The organism is Bacillus sp. 11B20 (assembly GCF_056098985.1).
Genome location: NZ_JBLZWZ010000007.1, coordinates 104590 through 123025 on the forward strand (window position 1 = coordinate 104590; position 18436 = coordinate 123025).

The 18436-nt window shown below is 40.7% G+C and carries 23 protein-coding genes; 11 read left to right on the forward strand and 12 right to left on the reverse strand.

What is annotated here, in order from left to right; translation table 11 throughout:
• Positions 1–34 precede the first annotated feature (34 nt).
• Both ACN6NB_RS04730 and ACN6NB_RS04735 read left to right on the forward strand, forming a co-directional pair.
• Positions 35–1534 (forward strand): coproporphyrinogen III oxidase, encoded by a 1500-nt coding sequence (locus tag ACN6NB_RS04730; RefSeq protein WP_474253324.1) that lies wholly within the window; start codon positions 35–37, stop codon positions 1532–1534.
• A 75-nt stretch (positions 1535–1609) separates the two neighbouring features.
• Positions 1610–2884: a lysine N(6)-hydroxylase/L-ornithine N(5)-oxygenase family protein gene (locus tag ACN6NB_RS04735; protein ID WP_474253255.1), complete on the forward strand. Its 1275-nt coding sequence runs from the start codon at positions 1610–1612 to the stop codon at positions 2882–2884.
• A 38-nt stretch (positions 2885–2922) separates the two neighbouring features.
• On the opposite strand, the gene ACN6NB_RS04740 is transcribed toward ACN6NB_RS04735, so the two are convergent.
• The 3 genes from ACN6NB_RS04740 to ACN6NB_RS04750 all read right to left on the reverse strand — a co-directional run bounded on the left by ACN6NB_RS04740 (position 2923) and on the right by ACN6NB_RS04750 (position 5039).
• Positions 2923–4146, reverse strand: a complete 1224-nt coding sequence (locus ACN6NB_RS04740; protein WP_404526856.1) for a cation:proton antiporter — start codon at positions 4144–4146, stop codon at positions 2923–2925.
• A 3-nt stretch (positions 4147–4149) separates the two neighbouring features.
• Positions 4150–4647 carry a cation:proton antiporter regulatory subunit gene (locus tag ACN6NB_RS04745; protein WP_144490876.1) on the reverse strand — a complete coding sequence of 166 codons (498 nt, stop codon included), beginning with the start codon at positions 4645–4647 and terminating at the stop codon, positions 4150–4152.
• 65 nt (positions 4648–4712) lie between these two features.
• A complete protein-coding gene (locus ACN6NB_RS04750; RefSeq protein WP_231730827.1) occupies positions 4713–5039 on the reverse strand; it encodes a potassium:proton antiporter in 327 nt (108 codons plus the stop codon).
• A 184-nt stretch (positions 5040–5223) separates the two neighbouring features.
• Here ACN6NB_RS04750 and ACN6NB_RS04755 point away from each other — a divergent pair, with 184 nt between their 5' ends.
• Positions 5224–5994, forward strand: a complete 771-nt coding sequence (locus ACN6NB_RS04755; RefSeq protein ID WP_186315145.1) for an enoyl-CoA hydratase — start codon at positions 5224–5226, stop codon at positions 5992–5994.
• A gap of 30 nt (positions 5995–6024) precedes the next feature.
• Here ACN6NB_RS04755 and ACN6NB_RS04760 read toward each other — a convergent pair whose 3' ends face one another.
• A complete protein-coding gene (locus ACN6NB_RS04760) occupies positions 6025–6213 on the reverse strand; it encodes a YhzD family protein (protein ID WP_047202901.1) in 189 nt (62 codons plus the stop codon).
• A gap of 171 nt (positions 6214–6384) precedes the next feature.
• Here ACN6NB_RS04760 and ACN6NB_RS04765 point away from each other — a divergent pair, with 171 nt between their 5' ends.
• The 4 genes from ACN6NB_RS04765 to ACN6NB_RS04780 all read left to right on the forward strand — a co-directional run bounded on the left by ACN6NB_RS04765 (position 6385) and on the right by ACN6NB_RS04780 (position 11759).
• Positions 6385–7599, forward strand: coding sequence for a metallophosphoesterase family protein (locus tag ACN6NB_RS04765; RefSeq protein ID WP_144490878.1), 1215 nt, complete (start codon positions 6385–6387; stop codon positions 7597–7599).
• 16 nt (positions 7600–7615) lie between these two features.
• A complete protein-coding gene (locus tag ACN6NB_RS04770; protein WP_144490879.1) occupies positions 7616–10402 on the forward strand; it encodes an ATP-binding protein in 2787 nt (928 codons plus the stop codon).
• Positions 10403–10464: 62 nt separating this feature from the next.
• On the forward strand, positions 10465–11412 hold the full coding sequence (gene yhaM, locus ACN6NB_RS04775; protein WP_024425447.1) for a 3'-5' exoribonuclease YhaM: 948 nt from the start codon (positions 10465–10467) through the stop codon (positions 11410–11412).
• Between the two features lie 116 nt (positions 11413–11528).
• A complete protein-coding gene (locus ACN6NB_RS04780) occupies positions 11529–11759 on the forward strand; it encodes a sporulation YhaL family protein (protein WP_041089925.1) in 231 nt (76 codons plus the stop codon).
• A gap of 52 nt (positions 11760–11811) precedes the next feature.
• Here the strand turns inward: ACN6NB_RS04780 and ACN6NB_RS04785 are convergent, their stop codons facing one another.
• A complete protein-coding gene (locus tag ACN6NB_RS04785) occupies positions 11812–12690 on the reverse strand; it encodes a peptidylprolyl isomerase (RefSeq protein WP_039177572.1) in 879 nt (292 codons plus the stop codon).
• Positions 12691–12851: 161 nt separating this feature from the next.
• On the opposite strand from ACN6NB_RS04785, the gene ACN6NB_RS04790 reads away from it, so the two are divergent.
• Entirely contained in the window at positions 12852–12938 is an 87-nt protein-coding gene (locus tag ACN6NB_RS04790; RefSeq protein ID WP_008361129.1) for a YjcZ family sporulation protein, read from the forward strand.
• 145 nt (positions 12939–13083) lie between these two features.
• Positions 13084–13173, forward strand: coding sequence for a YjcZ family sporulation protein (locus tag ACN6NB_RS04795; RefSeq protein ID WP_017360317.1), 90 nt, complete (start codon positions 13084–13086; stop codon positions 13171–13173).
• Positions 13174–13224: 51 nt separating this feature from the next.
• Here the strand turns inward: ACN6NB_RS04795 and ACN6NB_RS04800 are convergent, their stop codons facing one another.
• Both ACN6NB_RS04800 and ACN6NB_RS04805 read right to left on the reverse strand, forming a co-directional pair.
• Positions 13225–13410 (reverse strand): hypothetical protein, encoded by a 186-nt coding sequence (locus ACN6NB_RS04800; protein ID WP_072368131.1) that lies wholly within the window; start codon positions 13408–13410, stop codon positions 13225–13227.
• A gap of 82 nt (positions 13411–13492) precedes the next feature.
• Complete coding sequence (locus ACN6NB_RS04805) at positions 13493–14014, reverse strand: DUF3267 domain-containing protein (RefSeq protein ID WP_039177576.1); 522 nt, start codon at positions 14012–14014, stop codon at positions 13493–13495.
• Positions 14015–14246: 232 nt separating this feature from the next.
• Between ACN6NB_RS04805 and ACN6NB_RS04810 the strand changes: the two genes are divergently transcribed.
• The gene (locus ACN6NB_RS04810) at positions 14247–14591 is read left to right on the forward strand and encodes a YhaI family protein (protein ID WP_058838794.1); all 345 of its coding nucleotides are present in this window, start codon (positions 14247–14249) and stop codon (positions 14589–14591) included.
• Here the strand turns inward: ACN6NB_RS04810 and ACN6NB_RS04815 are convergent.
• Together ACN6NB_RS04815 and ACN6NB_RS04820 are read right to left on the reverse strand one after the other, a co-directional pair.
• On the reverse strand, positions 14569–15189 hold the full coding sequence (locus tag ACN6NB_RS04815; RefSeq protein WP_058838795.1) for an HTH-type transcriptional regulator Hpr: 621 nt from the start codon (positions 15187–15189) through the stop codon (positions 14569–14571). The genes ACN6NB_RS04810 and ACN6NB_RS04815 overlap by 23 nt on opposite strands.
• Positions 15190–15376: 187 nt before the next feature.
• On the reverse strand, positions 15377–15733 hold the full coding sequence (locus tag ACN6NB_RS04820; protein WP_024425453.1) for a YtxH domain-containing protein: 357 nt from the start codon (positions 15731–15733) through the stop codon (positions 15377–15379).
• A gap of 128 nt (positions 15734–15861) precedes the next feature.
• On the opposite strand from ACN6NB_RS04820, the gene yhzF reads away from it, so the two are divergent.
• Positions 15862–16053, forward strand: a complete 192-nt coding sequence (yhzF, locus tag ACN6NB_RS04825; RefSeq protein ID WP_024425454.1) for a membrane protein YhzF — start codon at positions 15862–15864, stop codon at positions 16051–16053.
• 49 nt (positions 16054–16102) lie between these two features.
• Here the strand turns inward: yhzF and ACN6NB_RS04830 are convergent, their stop codons facing one another.
• The 3 genes from ACN6NB_RS04830 to ACN6NB_RS04840 form a co-directional block, all read right to left on the reverse strand.
• Entirely contained in the window at positions 16103–16621 is a 519-nt protein-coding gene (locus ACN6NB_RS04830; protein WP_039177586.1) for a tryptophan transporter, read from the reverse strand.
• Between the two features lie 127 nt (positions 16622–16748).
• Entirely contained in the window at positions 16749–17828 is a 1080-nt protein-coding gene (gene serC / locus ACN6NB_RS04835) for a 3-phosphoserine/phosphohydroxythreonine transaminase (RefSeq protein ID WP_058838797.1), read from the reverse strand.
• A gap of 159 nt (positions 17829–17987) precedes the next feature.
• On the reverse strand, positions 17988–18416 hold the full coding sequence (locus ACN6NB_RS04840) for an HIT family protein (protein ID WP_024425457.1): 429 nt from the start codon (positions 18414–18416) through the stop codon (positions 17988–17990).
• Between the last annotated feature and the right edge of the window lie 20 nt (positions 18417–18436).

Consider the following 18436-nt stretch of genomic DNA (forward strand, 5'->3'; position numbering starts at 1 on the left):
AAAATGAAACAAGTTTGAAGATAAAGGTGATATGATGCGAATTTTAATTAAAGGGCTGTCAGATGAACGATTTCATCGCCCGCTTGTCAATATAGCCAATTTATTTGAAGAAGATAGTGAAGTGATATTTGAACCAAGTGAATTTAATGATGGTTTGGTCATTGAATTTAGTTGGAAGGAAGAAAATGGCATGGTGGAAGCGTCTGGCTATATCGATGGATCAGATATCACCAGTCGTTTTTCACGGGATCTCCCAAAGAACTTAAACGATAAGGAGCGCTGGAAGCAAATCAAAAACACAGTGCTGTCTGTTTATTTACACTTGCTTCAGGAGCACACAGGAATGACACAAAAGTGGGGGATTCTCACAGGAATACGTCCTACGAAATTGCTTCATAAGATGCTGAGAGAAGGCATGTCAAAGGAAGATGCACATGCGACATTAAAGCGTGATTACTTGATTCATGATGAAAAAATCAATTTGATGCAGGAGATTGTCGACCGTCAGCTTAAAGCCATCCCAGATCTGTATGACCTTCAGCAGGAAGTGAGTATTTATATCGGCATTCCTTTCTGCCCCACAAAATGTGCTTATTGTACGTTCCCTGCTTACGCCATTAAAGGACAAGCTGGTAGAGTGGGAACGTTTTTGTTTGGTCTGCATTATGAAATGCAAAAAATGGGCGAATGGCTAAAAGAACATGGGATCAAAGTGACGACCGTTTACTTTGGCGGAGGCACGCCAACGAGCATCACAGCGGAAGAAATGGATTTGCTGTATGAAGAAATGTATCGCTCGTTCCCTGATGTGAAGCATATACGGGAAGTAACTGTCGAAGCAGGGCGTCCTGATACGATTTCTCCTGATAAGCTAGAGGTGCTAAACCGCTACAATATTGACCGAATTAGCATTAACCCGCAATCGTATGAGAATGAAACACTAAAAGCTATTGGCCGGCATCATAGTGTGGAAGAAACGATTGAAAAGTATCACTTATCAAGACAGTACGGCATGAATAATATCAATATGGACTTAATCATTGGATTGCCGGGAGAAGGGCTCAAAGAATTCCAGCACTCCTTGCAGCAGACTGAGGAACTCAAGCCTGAATCTTTAACTGTGCATACACTTTCCTTTAAAAGAGCATCTGAAATGACGCGCAATAAGGAGAAATACCAAGTAGCAGACCGAGAAGAAATCACACGTATGATGGATGAAGCGGTCACTTGGACGAAAGCGCATCATTATTACCCATATTATTTATATAGACAAAAAAATATTTTGGGAAATCTCGAAAATGTCGGGTATTCATTAGATGGACAGGAAAGCTTGTATAATATCATTATCATGGAAGAAGTACAGACAATCATTGGCATTGGGTGCGGTGCAGCAAGTAAATTCATTGATCTACGGTCAGGGAAAATTACACAGTATGCCAATCCAAAAGATCCAAAATCGTATAATGACCGCTATGAACACTATACAGAAGAGAAAATTCAATTCCTTGAATCATTATTTGTTTCTCACGTTTAAACACTGCGATGACGCAGTGTTTTTTTCATTTGTAAAAGGGTATATAAGTGATAAAAAGTTAAAGCAGGTGTACATATGATAGATGTGATCGGAATTGGGGTTGGGCCTGCCAATTTAGGATTGGCCGCTTTGTTAGAGGAGTATGAGGATGTCTCATGCTGTTTTTTTGAACAGGATTCTGAGTTTGCTTGGCATCCCGGTATGCTGATCAAAGGAACGGATTTACAAGTTTCCTTTTTAGCAGACCTTGTCACAATGGCGAATCCAAGGAGCAGGTATACCTTTTTAAATTATTTACATGAATCAAATAGACTTCACCGCTTCTATACATTTGAACAGTTTGATATCCCGCGGAGAGAATTCAATGAGTATTTATCATGGGTTGCAGGAGAGTTAGATAGCTGTCAGTTTGGGATGAAGGTAGAAGAAGTGACGGACTGCCAAGAAGGCTACCTTGTGAAAGTCAGACGATTGAAAGATGGTTCACTATCTGAGTATCGTGCAAAGCATGTCGTGCTTGGAACAGGAAGTAAACCGATGATTCCGGTCGATGTGCCTGAAGCAGCATACCCATATGTGACCCATAGCAGCCGTTATTTAGAACAGCAGAAATCACTTCACGAAGCTGAGTCGGTGGCGGTGATCGGTTCAGGGCAGAGTGCAGCCGAAATTTTCTTAGACCTGCTACAGCATCAAAAGAAAGTCCAGCAGCTTTCGTGGTTTACGCGTTCTAGTGAATTTAGAGAGCTGGAGACGGCTGAGCTTGGCCAAGAGCTTTTTACACCAAAGTATGTCGAGTATTTTCATTCGCTTCCTTATGAAGAACGTATGAACACATTGCCTAGGCTGACAGGATTAAGAAATGGCATCGATGCATCGACGCTTTCGCGCATTTATCAGGAATTGTATCATCGCTCTGTTTCAGGTGAAGAGCCTTCTGTGATCATTCAGCCAATGACTGAGCTTGAAGCGATTCAAATAGGAAAGCAGCAGCCCTTAGAGCTGCACCTCAGACAGTGGCAGCTGAAGAAAGAAAAAAGCATAACAGCAGAACATGCCGTATTAGCCACAGGGTACACACCGAATATCCCTGAATGGTTTGACGCATATGAACCTCTGATTGAATGGGAAAGTGATGCGCATTTTAAAGTGACAGACGACTTCAGGCTTGTGTTCAAAGACAAGCGCTCAAATCATTTCTTTACATTCACGAATCTTGATCATTCTCATGGAACAGCGGCGACCAATTTAAAACTATCGATTTACCGCAACCAGAAAGTGATTCAAACCATTCGCGGGGGCGAGGAAGCGCCAGTCAAGCAAGAAACTGCATTTCAGCAATTTGAATAAGACATAAAAAAGGGCCCAAGCATAGGGCCCCTTTTTTATTAGATCGTCGTTTCTTTTTTTACTTTTGGTTTTTCAGATTTCCATTTGAAGATTTTGTTTAGGATTTGATAGATTTTCTTAGATTCTTTCGTTAAGAGCGGTCCTAAAATCGCAAGAATTAAGACATACAATGCAGCAAAGGGCTTCAAAGTAGCGGCAAGTCCGCCCGCAATGCCAAGCTCGGCAACAATGATTGAAAACTCTCCTCTCGATACGATGGTTAATCCAATATTAGAAGAGGCTTTATGAGAAAATCCAGCTCTCCGTCCAGCAAACATTCCGGCAGTGAAGTTTCCAATTAGGGTAAGCAACACAGCGCCGATCGCAAGCCAGAAGGCATCACCCAATGTAAATGGATCAATACTGAGACCAAAGCTGAAAAAGAACATCGCTCCAAAGAAATCTCTAAACGGAACCACGAGATGCTCGATGCGGTCAGAGTGCTCTGTTTCTGAGAAAACAAGACCAAGTAAGAGAGCCCCTATAGCCTCTGCTACATGAATCGTTTCTGAGAAACCAGCGACAAAGAACAAAGCCGCAAATATCACAATGATGAACACTTCGTTCGAACGGATATCAAACAACTTGTTTAATAATTTTGGCAGCTTCCGCGCAATGATAAAGAAAAGCATCATATAACCAAAAGCAATTAAAATGGATAATAAGGCACCGCCAACAGTAGTGGCATCCCCTAGGACAAGACCTGATACAACGGATAAATAAACAGCAAGGAAAATATCCTCAAACATAATAATCCCTAGAATTAACTCTGTTTCAGGATTTGCCGTCCGTTTCAAATCGACAAGGACTTTGGCCACAATGGCGCTGGATGAAATGGTGATAACCCCTGCCATAATGAGAACCTCAAGTAATCCAAACCCTGTGATAAAACCGTAGAGCAGTCCTAAGCTGAAGTTGATCAAAATATAAATAGATCCGCCGACTGCAATGGATTTACCCGATTTAATGAGCTTTCCGACAGAGAACTCAAGTCCAAGATAGAAAAGAAGGAACAGGACGCCCATTCTGCCAAAAAACGAAATAATCTCGGTGCTTTCGATAAATTTTAAATCAATGATCCCGATAGTTGGAGCATGCGGCCCAACAATCATTCCGAGGACAATGAGAAAAGGGATGATAGAAAATTTAATTTTATTGGCGATTAAGCTGGCGATGGCGATAAGAATAAGCGCCGTCCCAACTTCAAAGACTAAATGATCCATTCATCACTCTCCCCCTCTAGAAAGAAAATCACGTACCAATCGCTTCAAGTGTTTTCTTTCGCCCGAAATGACCATCGTATCATTTGCTTGAATAATCGAATCGGCACCAGGGTTGAGTAATTTTTCATTTGTATGTTTAATGATCGCAATCACGGTGACTTCATAATTTTGTCTCACATCTAAATCACCGAGTGTATGTCCTACCGCTTTTGCACCTTTTTCGACCTTAAACCATTCAATGATCAAGTCATTGAAGGCCATTTCAATGGTTTCTAGTGTCTGCGGTTTATACACCATACCGCCGATAATAGCAGCGATTTGCCGGGATTCAGCATCATCGAGTGAAATGGTAGACAGCACTTCATCTGGATCATCATCGTCAAAACGATAAATTTCCCGTCTGCCATCATCATGAATCACAATCGTCATCTTTTCTCTATTTCTCGTTTCAATTTCAAATTTCTTTCCGATCCCAGGAAGATCATTTTCTTTAATGTTCATTTTATCCCTCCGAATTTGATAGGCTGTGTTTTTTCTAATAGTAAATACGGATGAAATAAAATGAATCAGTAGAGGTAATTAGATTGATACATAACGGGGATCGCGCACTTCATTTCCAAAAAACATAGATCAATGGATAATGCAGCTGATGGGGCAGGCTTTGGCAGAAAAGTCTTGGCATCCGCCATTGATAATCTGTCCTTCAGCAGAATGGATGAAGCATGTTTTTTTGAAAATGAAGGTGTCTTCACAGCATTAATTTCTTCATCATAGATGGATGGAGAAATCAGGCTAGGTGTGCTCGCTTCTGCTTGTGACGCAAAAACGACATTTGAAAAAGGAGAAAACATGACGATGAAGCTAACCAATATCATGATGGAACATCTGATCAATCATCCTCCTCCTTTCAAATTTATTTTCTTTCTTATTTTACTATATAAAAATATATTTCTTGTTTCAATGATTATGCTTATTTTAGTATCAATTGATCTTGAAATTTTTTATTTAGAGAAAAAGGTTTTACTTGATGGAAATGGAAGTAAGTTATGAGCTTTTAAACAAAAAGGGGGATGGATGATGACATATATCAATTGTCAGTTAGACGGGGATGTTTTTGAAATCGTTTTCAATAGGCCTGAAGCTTATAATTCGTTTCATGTGGACATGTTTGCTGAATTCAAAGAAGCATGTGATGCAGCGGAGGAAAGCAGTGCTAAAGTCGTTGTCATCAAGGGAGAGGGAAAAGGATTTTCAGCAGGCGGAGATATTGGGATGATGCTTAAGCAGGAAAGTGAAGAAGATTTCCATCGTGTGATGGATTTGATCGAGGGAATTACACTTTCACTAGCTAGTATGAAAAAAGTGACGATTGCGCTTATCCACGGGTCAGCAGCAGGCCTCGCTTTTAGCTTTGCCCTAAGCTGTGACTACTTGTTTATGCATCACGATGCAAAACTTGCCATGAATTTTAATGGGGTAGGATTAATTCCAGATGGCGGGGGGCATTTTTTCCTCACAAAAAGAGTCAGTGAGCAAACCGCCAAACAATTGATTTGGAGCGGACAAAAGCTGCCGGCTGAAGAAGCGTTAAAGCTGAACCTTGCAGACGGGCTGTTCCAAGAAGAGGTCGATGCGTACCAAAAAGTGTGTGTGAAGTCGTTTATGAACATGCCGCTTCAAGCCTTTATCGAAACAAAGATGATCTATTTCCAGCAGTCAGAATCAAAGCTCTTAGCAGTTCTTCAAAAAGAGAGGGCAGCACAGGCAAGACTGAGAAAAAGTCATGATCACAAAGAAGGTATACAGGCTTTTTTAGAAAAAAGACGACCTGTCTTTCAAAAAGCATAGATGAACATAAGGCCGGCGAAAGCCGGCTTTTTAACGTTCAAATAAAAGCAGCTTGCCTGCTTGATTAACGAGTCGATGGGAATGCTTTGTGTATTGCTGTTCCATTAAGCGATGACGCCCTAATTCCTTTGCTTTCTCGTCACTATCCGCTGTGATTTTTTCATTTAATAAAGTCTCACCCGACCGATCAAATACGGTTAAAAAGTATGTCTTCTCCATTCCTCATCTTCCTTTCCTCTGTTTTTAATGTAATTAAACATGGAATAAGACAAAACCTCTTTTTTAGCCCTTAAAAATGTGTTTTGTAGAATGAGAGTGATAGAACGTGCATTCGTAAAAATGGCATGATAAAATATGGACAATGACAGTATCGGACAAGGAGATAGACGTTTGACTAAGCTCACCTTTATTCATGCCGCAGATTTACATTTAGACAGTCCATTTGCAGGAATGTCGACTATACCTAATTCTATATTTAAGCGGCTCAAAGAAAGTACATTTCAAAGTGCTAAGAACATGTTTGATCTTGCCGTTGCGCGAGAAGTAGACTTTGTGCTGCTGAGCGGAGATTTATTTGATGAATCAAATCGCAGCCTGAAAGCACAGCTCTTTTTAAGAAACCAGTTTTTAAGACTGCAAACACATGGGATTGAAGTCTTTATTATTTATGGGAATCATGATCATTTAGGCGGTGAATGGACACCGATTGAGTGGCCTGAGAATGTACATGTCTTTTCGAGCAGTACACCAAGTGATCACTCCTATTATCGAGGGGATCAGCTTGTCGCGAGCATTTATGGGTTTAGCTATAAAGAGCGGGCTGTCTATGAAAATATGACATCTCATTATGTCAAAACGACAGATGCTGCCTATCACATTGCGATGCTTCACGGCACATTAGCCGGGCAAGAAGGCCATGATGCCTACGCCCCATTTCAGCTTCAGCAGCTCCTTTCACAAGATTTTGATTATTGGGCGCTCGGACATATACATAAAAGAGCCCTTCTGCATGAAGATCCATATATTATTTATCCTGGTAATGTGCAGGGCAGACATATAAAAGAAACGGGAGAAAAAGGCTGTTACTTGATTCACCTCTCCGAAGATTCTCACACAGCGGATTTTATCAGCTGTGCAGATATCATCTTTGAGACACTGGCAATAGACATCACAGAAACGGCTCATATGACCGATCTTGTCACACTTGTGGAAGGCAAAATCAATAAGCTGAAAGAGGAAGGCATTCCTCATTTTGTGAGAATTGAATTGATAGGTGATGCGCCTTCTTACTTTGAGCATACACAGCTTGAGGTCCTCGAAGAGCTGATGACTGTTTTTCATGAGCAGGAGGAAGATGAAGACGTGTTCGTTTGGGTGATGTCAATTGACTGCCGAACAAATGAGGATGTGATCTATCCAGAGGATTCTTTTTTGAAGGAACTCACTACAGAAATTGCACAGTTTGAGCCATATGAAGAGCTGCTTTCACCGATCAAGCGTCACCCAACCTACAGAAAGTCAGGAAAAGCGCTCACAAAAGAGGATGAAGTGGATATAAAAGAAGAAGCACAAAGGCTGCTGACGGAACAGCTGAAGCAATTATGAGAAAAGGAGAGGTATGATGAAAATACGTTCACTCCATATAGCGAATTTCGGGAAATTTTCAAATCGAACCTTTCACTTTTCTGATGACGGTTTTCAGCTAGTTTACGGCCTGAATGAATCGGGGAAAACGACATTGAAGGCGTTTATTGAGTCGATGTTATTTGGTTTTTCAAAAAACAAGATGTACAAGTCGAAACAAGGTTCTTTCTATGGCGGCTCCCTCACTTGCTTAGATGAGGAGTTAGGTGTCATTCACATTGAGAGATCGTCCGATCGAGGCGGTCAAGCACAGGTGTTTTTACCGAATGGTGAAGTGAAAGACGAAGCATTTCTGCGGACTCTTTTAAAGGGAACGGATCGCAGATTATTCCAATCAATCTACTCATTTGATGTGTTTGGACTGCAAAATGTCCAAGCCTTAAACGAAGATCAAATCGGTGAATTTCTTCTTTTCTCAAGTTTATTTGGCTCAGATGCGGCCTCCAAGATGGAGAGCAGGCTGCTTAAGCAGCAGGAGCAGCTGTTTAAACCAAATGGACGCAAGCCAGAATTAAACCAGCAGCTTGATCGTTTAAAAGAGCTGACTGGCCAGCTGAAACAAGCTAGATTGGCAGAAGGCCGTTATACAGAAAAGAAACGGGAGCATTCTGAATTCATAGAGACGATCGCAGCGCTTCAAAAGGAAATGAAGCAGACAGAAGAACAGATACAGCAGCTAACTGAACACATTCAACTTTATCCCATGATAGAGAAGAAGCTGGAGTTAAAAAAAGAATTAGCCCGTTATCCAGAACGAGTCAAACGCTTTAGATCAGAAACAGAGCATGAATTGGATAAGTTAGAATCACACCTTCACCCGAAAAAGGCTCAAATGACTGCACTAAAGCAAAAATTAGATCATTTGCAAACCACGTTGGCACAAGTTCAACCGCTTCATGACAAGGATACGTTACTGGAGATGAAGCGTGTCGTTGATGAATCTCCTCATGCTGAACGTGTCAAAAATCGCTTAGCTGAATGTAAAGCAGAACGTGATTCATTGAAACAAAAAATGGACGAAGCCGCAGTGAAGCTGAAGTGGCAGCGTTCAGTCAAGCTCGACCAGATCGACGACTCCCTTGAATTTGAGTGGGAATTAAAGGAGGCTGTCAGCCAATATGTTCGTTTAATGGACAGAAAGGCACAGCTGGATGACAGGTTTGATCATGCAAGACATGAGCTGGAAGAAGCGGAAACCGCTTTAAAAGGATTAAAGGAACAGCAGGCCAAATCGCACAGTACAGTGGAAACTGGGGAAACAAGAACAAAAGAGAAACAGGCTCATTCCCGGGCGTGGTTATTCCCTGTGATGGTGATGTTTGATGCTGCATTTCTGCTTGTCCTTTTCTTTTTAACAGAGTGGTGGGTTACTTTCTTATTTGCAGGTTTTTCTGTTTTTGTCTTCTTTGCTATTTACCCATTTTTGAAATCGGCACAGGTGAAACAGGGAAGCGGCGTGGGAACATTCGATTCCTTCCAAGTGCAGGCAGCTTCAGCTGAAACGCTTGTGAGGCAGAAGGAGCTTTTGTACGAAAGGATTATCCGGCAATATGAAGACTGGGAGAAGGAGCTGGAACCTGTCCAGCAGCAAGTAGAGGAAAAGAAAAGACAGCTGGGCTTGTCCTCAGAGCTTTCTTTCCTTGTAGAAGCCTTCCTTATTCTGAAGCAATTAAAAACGGATACAGCGGAATATGAGGAGCTTAGCCGGGAAATAGACGAGCTTTTAGGCCAGCAATCCAATTATGAGCATAGAGTGGAAGCGTTAAGCAGTCTTCTTCAACGAAAGGAAGGCACCATTCAAGAGAATATCTTGGCCTTTCAAGAGATATTGAAAGATGAGGCGAAAAGAGAAAAAGAACGTCAGACATTGGATGTATCGATTCAACATGTGAAACAGCAGATCACGACGCTAGAAGGGGAAATTGACTATTACGAAAAACAAATGGACGCGCTTTTTCGTCAAGTAGAAGCAGAGTCCAAAAAAGATTACCAAATCCTTTCTCATTTATCGAAAGAATATCGGGAACGGCTTTCCCATTTGCAGCAGCTGAATCAAGAGCTGCATAGAAGCGGCTGCTTTGATGAGGAAGAATCGATTGTTCGCAAAGGATTGCGTCTTCTTGAAGAAGAGTGTGCAGAAGCGAAGCAGCACCTGAATAACGTACAATCGAATGCGGCAAATATGGAAAAACGCCTGGCAGAACGAGCAGTGGAAATCCGGCAAATAGAAGCTTCTGGTACGGTGTCTGATTTGACTCATCAGCTTGCAGCTGAGCAGGAGCATGCAAAGCACCTTGCGAAAAAATGGGCGGCAATTCAGCTTGTCCGCTCCGTCATTCGAGAAAAATTGAATGAGCATAAAGAAACAAGGCTGCCAGCATTGCTGCAAACAGCTTCAAGCTTTATTCAGCCGTTAACGAATGATCGATATGAAGCCATTTTATTTTCACCCGAGGATGACCGGCTGATTGTGAAAAGGCTGGATGGACGAATATTCCGCCCAGAAGAGCTCTCACAGGCAACATGTGAACAAGTCTATCTTGCGATTCGTTTTGCACTCGCCTTGTCGCATCAGCAGGAATGTCAGCTTCCGTTTATGATGGATGACAGCTTCGTTCATTTTGATCATGTTCGTCTAGGAAGAGTGCTGGAGTTGATAAATGAACTCACGCGTTTTGAAACACAGCTGTTTTATTTTACCTGTCATCAGCATATGGCGCAGGCAGCAGAAGATGGACAGATTACGAGTTTAGCAGTTGAATGATTGACAAATAATGACTTATGTTATACTTATATGAGCAGAAACATGGAAGGAGCTTTTATTGAATGGCTAAAGGGATCATGACCTATGATGTCGGCGAACAAGTTGACCTGCATTTATTAATTAAATCATCTACTAAAGGGATTGCAAGTAATGGCAAACCATTTTTAACGCTCATTCTTCAAGATCAAAGTGGAGATATTGAGGCGAAACTATGGGATGCAAAGCAGAATGATGAAATCACCTATGGCCCGCAAACCATCGTGAAGGTAGTAGGCGACATTCATCATTATCGCGGGAGGAATCAGCTGAAGCTTAGGAATATACGCCCTGTTGCTGAAAACGAGCAAATTCGAATTGATGACTTTCTCGAAACAGCTCCTATTCCAAAACACGATATGATGGATACGATTATGCAATATATCTTTGATATGAAAAACCCTAATATTCAGCGTGTTACAAGGCATTTGCTGAAGAAATATGGACAGGAATTTGCTGATTATCCAGCAGCGACAAAAAATCATCACGAATTTGTCTCTGGACTCGCCTACCACGTCGTGTCCATGCTGCATTTAGCAAAATCCATTGTTGACCTATATCCATCACTAGATCGAGATCTTTTATATTCAGGTATCATTCTTCATGATTTAGGGAAAGTAAAAGAGCTTTCAGGTCCAGTCTCTACCACATATACAGTGGAAGGGAATTTAATTGGCCACATTTCCATCATGGTGACAGAAATTGCGAAAGCGGCGGAAGAGCTTAGCATTGATTCAGAAGAAATTCTCATTTTACAGCACTTAGTCCTAAGTCATCATGGAAAAGGAGAGTGGGGCAGCCCGAAACCACCAATGGTGAAAGAGGCTGAAATTCTCCACTATATTGATAATTTAGATGCGAAAATGAACATGATGGATCGTGCGCTTGAGCATGTGAAACCAGGAGAATATACAGAACGTATTTTTGCACTTGAGAATCGTTCGTTTTATAAACCAACCTTCCATCACGAATAATCATGTCAAAACGTCCGTTTATGCGGGCGTTTTTTTCATAACTTGTCTTCTTTTCGCATAAGCATGTAACACAAAGGAAGAGAGGAATGTCCTTAAGAAAAGGAGGCGATGAAAAAATGTTGTTTTTTCCGTGGTGGGTGTATGCCTGTATCATCGGCATTATTTTCTGTGCGTATAAATTAATGACAACAGCCAAAGAGGAGCAAGAAATTGATCAATCCTTTATTGAAAAGGAAGGAGAAATTTTTATCGAGCGAATGGAACAGGAAAGAGAGCGCAGACGTCAGGATCAGCAGGTGAAAAGATCACAGGATACTGCGGCACATGAAGATCATTCGATTGCTTAATCTGGTCATACAAAAACCCCTCTGCACGATATGGCAGAGGGGTTTTTTGTGATTACTGTTGAGTCTGCTGATTTTGTGCAGGCTGTTCAGATTTTTCTTTGAACGTTTTTTCAAGCTCTTTATCTTTTACTTTCACATCAGCATCTTTTACTAATTTGTTTAAGATGTTTTGGATTTCATTTGTGTCTGCTTGTTTTTGGTCAAGCAATTCTTTTTTCAAGTCCGCTTTCATGTCATCATATTTACCGCGTTCTTCGGTCTTTTTAATGATATGGTAGCCGAATTGGGATTTTACTGGCTTACTGATTTCATTTACTTTTAGTTTGAAAGCAGCCTTACTGAAGTTCTCGTCCATTTGGCCTTCTTTTGCGAACCAGCCTACATCGCCGCCTTGTGCAGCTGAAGCTGTATCAGTTGAATATTCAGAGACAAGGGCATCCCATTTTTCACCTTTATCTAATTTCTTTTCCACTTCGTCAGCTGTTTTCTTATCAGCTACTAAAATATGGCTTGCGCGGATTTTCCCTTTAAGGTCATCGTAATACGCTTTGACTTCTTTATCAGTGATTTTGATGTTAGCTTTGGCAGCCTTTTGAGTCAGCAGCTCATATTTCACTTGATCTTTGATGTAATCTTTACCGAATTCATCTTGAAGCTGTTTTAAACGATCTTCACCAAGTGTCTTTTTATATTCTTCCAATTTCTTATCAATTTCTTTATCGGATACTTTGTATTTGTCAGCAAGAACCTTTTGTTGAACAAGTAGGTTTAGAGCATCTCCACCTGCTTGTTTCTTAAGAGTTGTATAAAGTTCACCTTTTGTGACATCTCCTGATTTTGTTGTTGCGATTACATCTTTATCACCGCTACTGCATGCGCCAAGAGTTAAAACACTTACTGCTGTTACAGCTGCTAAAGCCATTTTTTTCATTCAAAAAACACTCCTAATCTTTCCAATTTATTTATCATTGCTTGTATCATAACATATTGTGACATGCTGTAAAAAGAAATGCAAATGGAAGGGCATTCGTCTAGTCAAAAAATTGCGCGCGACATACACATATAGTGATCACAAAAAGGAGGCTGAATTATATGGGAGCAGGATATTCTAATGGGTTTGCTTTATTGGTCGTGCTATTCATTTTGCTGATCATCGTTGGTGCAGCATATCTTTACTAATTAAATCGCTGTGACAGAAGGGAGCCGTCCTGCCGTGCGTGAGGGCGGTTCTTTTTTCAAACGATGACAGGTGCCTAAACGCTTTTTATTTTTCTGCATACACTGAGCTTAGAACAGAGGAAGAACTGGCAGGAGGTGTTTTTACATGGGAGGAGAAGTCTTTGCTGGCGGTTTTGCACTAGTCGTCGTATTATTCATCTTATTGATCATCATCGGTGCATCTTGGATTTGCTAATTAAAATATACACAAAAAGCTGCCCTCAAATTGGCAGCTTTTGCTTTGATCTTAAATGGAAATGGTAATTTCAACAAATGATGAGATAAGTAAGATCAGTATCGATACATTGATAAAGCGAAACACCTTATCTTGCCGTTCTTCAGGAATCTCTCTGACAAGGCATAATGTATTAGTAAGCCTGTTTATTGAATACACAATAAACGCGGCAAAGACGATGAAGTAAAATAAAACTATCGGAGATCCCCCCTCTCTATGCTATTCCCATACTACATTACCAAATTTTTTATGAAAAAGATAGAAGTTGGCTTTAAAAACCTCATGATGAGGAAGTTTGGTCAACTAAAATATCAAACTCGTCTTGAGCTTGATCGATGATGCAGGATTTAGGTGCTTTGAGTAGCTTCCATGCAAATAAAAAGTCAGGCAAACAATAGCCTGCATGTATACTTGCGATGATGATAAAATAGTGTGCGTACATAGGAAACGCCACGCCTAATACAAAGTAAACCGGTGAGATGACACAAAACGGGCTGAGAAGTGAAAAAAGCATCACTTTTTTAGGCACGCGCTGCCAGCAATTTCGTTTCATAAATAGCGTCATTTTTTTCTTGTTTTTCATCACTGGGATCAAGTGAACCACACGGTGGACAAGCAATGTCACAAGTAAGAGCACGGCAAAAAGCGGTGCGTTATGGCTGCTTAGCCTCGTTTCAGGATGAGTCAGTTGAAAACATAAAAATGCCATAATGAAAAAAAGGATAGCAAGGCTTATGGCAGAAATCATCATTCTCGTATAACCATAATCCTTTTCAAGATTAATGGTCTTCCAACAATTCATTTTTCATCCTTCCAATCTAAAAATCGAATTGAATATCTCAAGATAATTTACTCTTCCTGAGGATAAAAATCAATGGTTTTGATGAAAAAAAATAAAATGCTGCCTTCAAATGGAATAAAGAGAGGAAACTTTGGATTTTTCAAGAAAAAAGAACAGAAGGGGGAGGTTCGTCTCTTTCGTCAATGAGTAATTTCGGCTAAAATAGAAGGACTAAGAGAAAGAGGGAACGTACATGAGTATTGAGGAACGAATGAGCCAGCTTGAATATTATATGGAACTTTTATTGACGGCAACCGATATGAGCCGTTATCCATATTATGCGTTATTGATCAGGCAGCGTGTATCGAAAGAAGAGGCAGAGGAAATTGAGCGTATTTGTGCTGAGCTTTCAGAGGAAATGGATAAGCAAAAAGCACAAGGCTACGTCATGTTTGACGATCTCCTTGCGCTCTTTGCGGGACAGTTAATTGAAAAGCTGGATGTTCATGAGACGATATTTGCTTTGCATGATCAAGGGCTCTTTCAGCCGCTAATGAATGAATTTATAAAGATCATTAAACAATTTGATTTGTGTTAGCCGCTTTTTCTGCTGCCTCCGCTGAGTTTTCAAGTTCCTCAGTCTTTTTCTTGACTCTTCCTCGCTCATTCAAAAAGTCCTTCTCAATGTTTGAAAACGATTTCTCAAAAATCTCCATGAAATCCTCACCATAAATGTTTCGGATGATACACATCATTTCTAAAATCTCAGGGAACTTTCCGTAAATGTCATGAAGCGGCTGTGCGCCTTTGACAATACCAGTTCGGGCCGGGTCATAATCTTCGAGTAGTTTATGGAATGTCTCTTCGCCTTTTGGCGTTAGTTCAATATACGTATTGCGTTTATCGTTTAACTTTTTAGAAAATTTTAAAAATCCTCGTTCCTCCAGTTTCTTGGAGAAGTTAAACGCCGTTGATACATGCATGACGCCAAACTTTGCAATTTCTGATATTGAAGCTCCTTTTAATTGATACGCAATCCACAAAATATGATGTTCATTGATATTTAGGTTATACGGTTTGATCCACTGCTGCCAGTCCTTTTCAATGGATTTCCAAAGAGCTTTGCTCAATTGGGCCATTCTTTGACTGAATAAAAGTGCTTCTTTTACATCGAAAGGCTGTTCCGAATGATTCATCCATTTCACCTACTTCTCTTTTTCTTGTAATTCTATTATGCCAATAAAATAAAGATTAATAAAGCTGAAAATTCAAGAATTTTTAAAAGTCATGAAAAACATTGACAAAATAACCTTTTTTCAACAAAAAAAGTGCGGGATACGCACCCCGCACACTTTTGTAAACGAATATTTTTTTGTGAGTATATTAGTTTTGTAAGGTTTTCTCCAGTTGTTTGAGCTTTTCCTCAATTTCCTGAATTTCCTTTTGTAAGTCCTGCTGATGAGGTTTGATTTCTTCGCGCCATTGCTGAATCGATGTTTGCAATTCAGATCCGACTTCTTTAATCACCTCTGCGCTTTCTTTTGCTGTTTCCACAATTTGCTCTTTTAAAGCTTGTCCATCTCTTTTTAATTTTGTCAGCGTATCTTCGAATTTGTCATAGCCGTCTTTCACTTTTCCGCGCACATCTCTGCCAGAAGAGGGAGTCGTCAGGAGCACTGCCGCACCTCCGAGGAGACCGCCTACAAATAATCCTGTTAATAAAGAACGTCCACTAGCCATTCAAATCACCTCTAGTCAAATTTTACACATTCGCATGTTCTCTCTGAGCTGACGATCAGCTTCATTGAACTTCCATACATAGCTTGCTTTATTTTAGCATACTTTTGAAGAAAAGGGAGGGGAGAAGGTTGTCTGTCTTTCTGTTCGTTTTTATGTGTATCGTCATCGTTTTTACAGGTGGTTCTATTCATTATGCAAGACAGCTTGGGTATGCAGGGTCTTATCCGCCAAAACATGTCTTAAAGCAAAAAGCACTTGTGTGTGCGGCAGGTGCAGGGATTTCGCTCCTCATTTTGCTGCTGACCCTTTTTCTTTTATAAAAGCATGAAAAAAACCTCTTCATCTATCATGAAGAGGTTCGGTTATTCGTTAAGCAACTTCTATCATTCTTGCACGTCTCAGAATGGACTGAGCAATTGGGAAGACAAATACCATAGCGATGGTATTAATCACGGCTGCTGGCAGGACGACGCCCACAAGAAGTGCCGGTAATGCAGCTGGCAGTCCAGTGATCAGTAAAGCGGCAGATAAGAAAATCACGCCGGATACGATGGTTCCAATCGCAGTTAACACAGCGGTCAGCACAACTTTGTTCTTTATCTTCGAGCAAGATAAGAAAAGGGCTAGGAAGATAAAGGCTGTCACTGGTTTATCAATCATATTCGGAATTTGTCCGCCTGGGAATCCCGTTGTTAATGCAGAAATGACACCAGTCACTAGCGCAATCACGACGACATGCTGAACCTTTGGGAAAAGGATGATGCTTAAAAACATCATGACCAGCATCATATCAGGTTTCATTCCGAAAAAGATGGGCGGGAAAATCGTATGCAAAACAGCTCCCATTGCTGCAAGCAATGACATAATCACTAATTCTTTTGTTTTCATTTCTATGCTCTCCTCTGCTAAGCTCTTATAGGACTCTCCAATAATATGGCTCATCATTTATTGCAAGAGTCATGACTTTATATTTCTCGTTATTATAACAAATTTATTTCCCTATAGAAAAGCCTTTTTACTCATTTTCTTGCTGGAACTTTTTCATAAAGTCCGCAAGCTTTTGGCAGTCTTCAATTGAGACCGCATTGTAAATAGATGCTCTGCATCCACCGACAGAACGGTGGCCGGCAAGTCCAACCATTTGCTCTTGCTTTGCTTTTTCCACAAAGGAAGAAGTAAGTGCATCATCACGAAGAGTAAAGGTGACATTCATATGCGAACGGCTGTCAGCACGCGCATGTCCTTGATAAAAACCGCCGCTCTGATCAATTGTATCGTAGAGAATGCCTGCTTTTTGTTCATTGCGTTTTTCCGCTGCTTCTACACCGCCAGCTTGTTTAACATGCTCAAGGACAAGCGACAGCATATAAATCGCAAAAGTCGGTGGTGTGTGATAAAGAGAGTTAGCTTTTGCGTGTGTCGAATATTTTAATATTTTTGGTGTGCTGCTTTTCTCTTTCTCTAATAAACGTTTGCGCGCAATCACAATCGTGATACCTGATGGACCTAGGTTTTTTTGTGCCCCGGCATAGATGAAATCAAATGAAGAAACGTCTATTTTTTTACTGAGAATATCACTGGACATATCCGCAATGAGCGGGAGTGACGTGTTCGGGAACGTTTTCCACTGAGTGCCGAAGATCGTATTGTTCGATGTGATGTGTAAGTAAGCACCATCTGTTAAACCGGAAGCATCTACTTCTGGAATATATGAGTAGTTGTCATCTTCACTTGAAGCAAAGACAGATGTCTGACCAAACCCTTTTGCTTCTGACAATGCTTTTTCTGACCATGCGCCTGTTTGAATGAAATGAGCTGTTTCGCCTTCATGTAAGAAGTTCATAGGAATCATCGCAAATTGAAGACTAGCTCCGCCTTGTAAAAAGAGGACTTCATAATCTTCTGGAATGTCCATCAGTTCCACCAAAAGCGCTTTTGCTTTATTGTGGACTTCTTCATATTCACCGCTGCGATGAGAAAGCTCCATCACAGACATCCCAGTTTGTTTAAAATCAACAAGTTCTTCCTGTGCTTTTTGAAGCACTTCTAGCGGCAGTGCCGCCGGACCAGCATTAAAATTTGTCGTTCGCTTCATCACAATCTCTCCCTATTTCTCGCGTTAATGGATCAAAAGATAAAACCATCCTATCACAAATTTGAAGCATTTGGACAAAAAATTTGAATCGTTCAAAATATCTTACTATTAAGAGGTGAAAGCGATGAAAAGGGGCAAAAATAAGAAAAACCTCATCTGTTAAGATGAGGTAAGCCGCGTGTGGATGGCAGAAGAAATGTCTTTTAAATCCTCTGACGTGTATTGATCTTGATGTGATTTCCATACGGCACCAAAGCCATCACCTTTGCCGTAGCGCGGAATGATATGCATATGGTAATGGAACACCGATTGACCAGCTTTTTCACCGTTGTTGTTCAGGAGGTTTAACCCGATTGGTTCAAATTCCTGTTTGATCGCCCTTGCAATTTTCGGAATCGCTTGGAAGTAGTGGTTAGACACTTCTGGTGTCATCTCATAGATATTTTCTTTATGTATTTTCGGGATTACAAGGGTATGTCCTTTTGTTACTTGGCTGATATCAAGAAAAGCCAATACATGCTCGTCTTCATATACTTTTGCACATGGAATGTCTCCATCAATGATCTTGCAAAAAATGCAGTCGCTCACGCCATGTCACTCCTCATTAT

Bases quoted from the DNA above. Each gene is read 5' to 3' on its own strand.
- ACN6NB_RS04730 (WP_474253324.1), top strand. From the start codon at position 35: ATGCGAATTTTAATTAAAGGGCTGTCAGATGAACGATTTCATCGCCCG.
- ACN6NB_RS04735 (WP_474253255.1), top strand. From the start codon at position 1,610: ATGATAGATGTGATCGGAATTGGGGTTGGGCCTGCCAATTTAGGATTG.
- ACN6NB_RS04740 (WP_404526856.1), bottom strand. From the start codon at position 4,146: ATGGATCATTTAGTCTTTGAAGTTGGGACGGCGCTTATTCTTATCGCC.
- ACN6NB_RS04745 (WP_144490876.1), bottom strand. From the start codon at position 4,647: ATGAACATTAAAGAAAATGATCTTCCTGGGATCGGAAAGAAATTTGAA.
- ACN6NB_RS04755 (WP_186315145.1), top strand. From the start codon at position 5,224: ATGACATATATCAATTGTCAGTTAGACGGGGATGTTTTTGAAATCGTT.
- ACN6NB_RS04760 (WP_047202901.1), bottom strand. From the start codon at position 6,213: ATGGAGAAGACATACTTTTTAACCGTATTTGATCGGTCGGGTGAGACT.
- ACN6NB_RS04770 (WP_144490879.1), top strand. From the start codon at position 7,616: ATGAAAATACGTTCACTCCATATAGCGAATTTCGGGAAATTTTCAAAT.
- yhaM (WP_024425447.1), top strand. From the start codon at position 10,465: ATGGCTAAAGGGATCATGACCTATGATGTCGGCGAACAAGTTGACCTG.
- ACN6NB_RS04780 (WP_041089925.1), top strand. From the start codon at position 11,529: ATGTTGTTTTTTCCGTGGTGGGTGTATGCCTGTATCATCGGCATTATT.
- ACN6NB_RS04785 (WP_039177572.1), bottom strand. From the start codon at position 12,690: ATGAAAAAAATGGCTTTAGCAGCTGTAACAGCAGTAAGTGTTTTAACT.
- ACN6NB_RS04790 (WP_008361129.1), top strand. From the start codon at position 12,852: ATGGGAGCAGGATATTCTAATGGGTTTGCTTTATTGGTCGTGCTATTC.
- ACN6NB_RS04795 (WP_017360317.1), top strand. From the start codon at position 13,084: ATGGGAGGAGAAGTCTTTGCTGGCGGTTTTGCACTAGTCGTCGTATTA.
- ACN6NB_RS04805 (WP_039177576.1), bottom strand. From the start codon at position 14,014: ATGAATTGTTGGAAGACCATTAATCTTGAAAAGGATTATGGTTATACG.
- ACN6NB_RS04810 (WP_058838794.1), top strand. From the start codon at position 14,247: ATGAGTATTGAGGAACGAATGAGCCAGCTTGAATATTATATGGAACTT.
- ACN6NB_RS04815 (WP_058838795.1), bottom strand. From the start codon at position 15,189: ATGAATCATTCGGAACAGCCTTTCGATGTAAAAGAAGCACTTTTATTC.
- ACN6NB_RS04820 (WP_024425453.1), bottom strand. From the start codon at position 15,733: ATGGCTAGTGGACGTTCTTTATTAACAGGATTATTTGTAGGCGGTCTC.
- ACN6NB_RS04830 (WP_039177586.1), bottom strand. From the start codon at position 16,621: ATGAAAACAAAAGAATTAGTGATTATGTCATTGCTTGCAGCAATGGGA.
- serC (WP_058838797.1), bottom strand. From the start codon at position 17,828: ATGAAGCGAACGACAAATTTTAATGCTGGTCCGGCGGCACTGCCGCTA.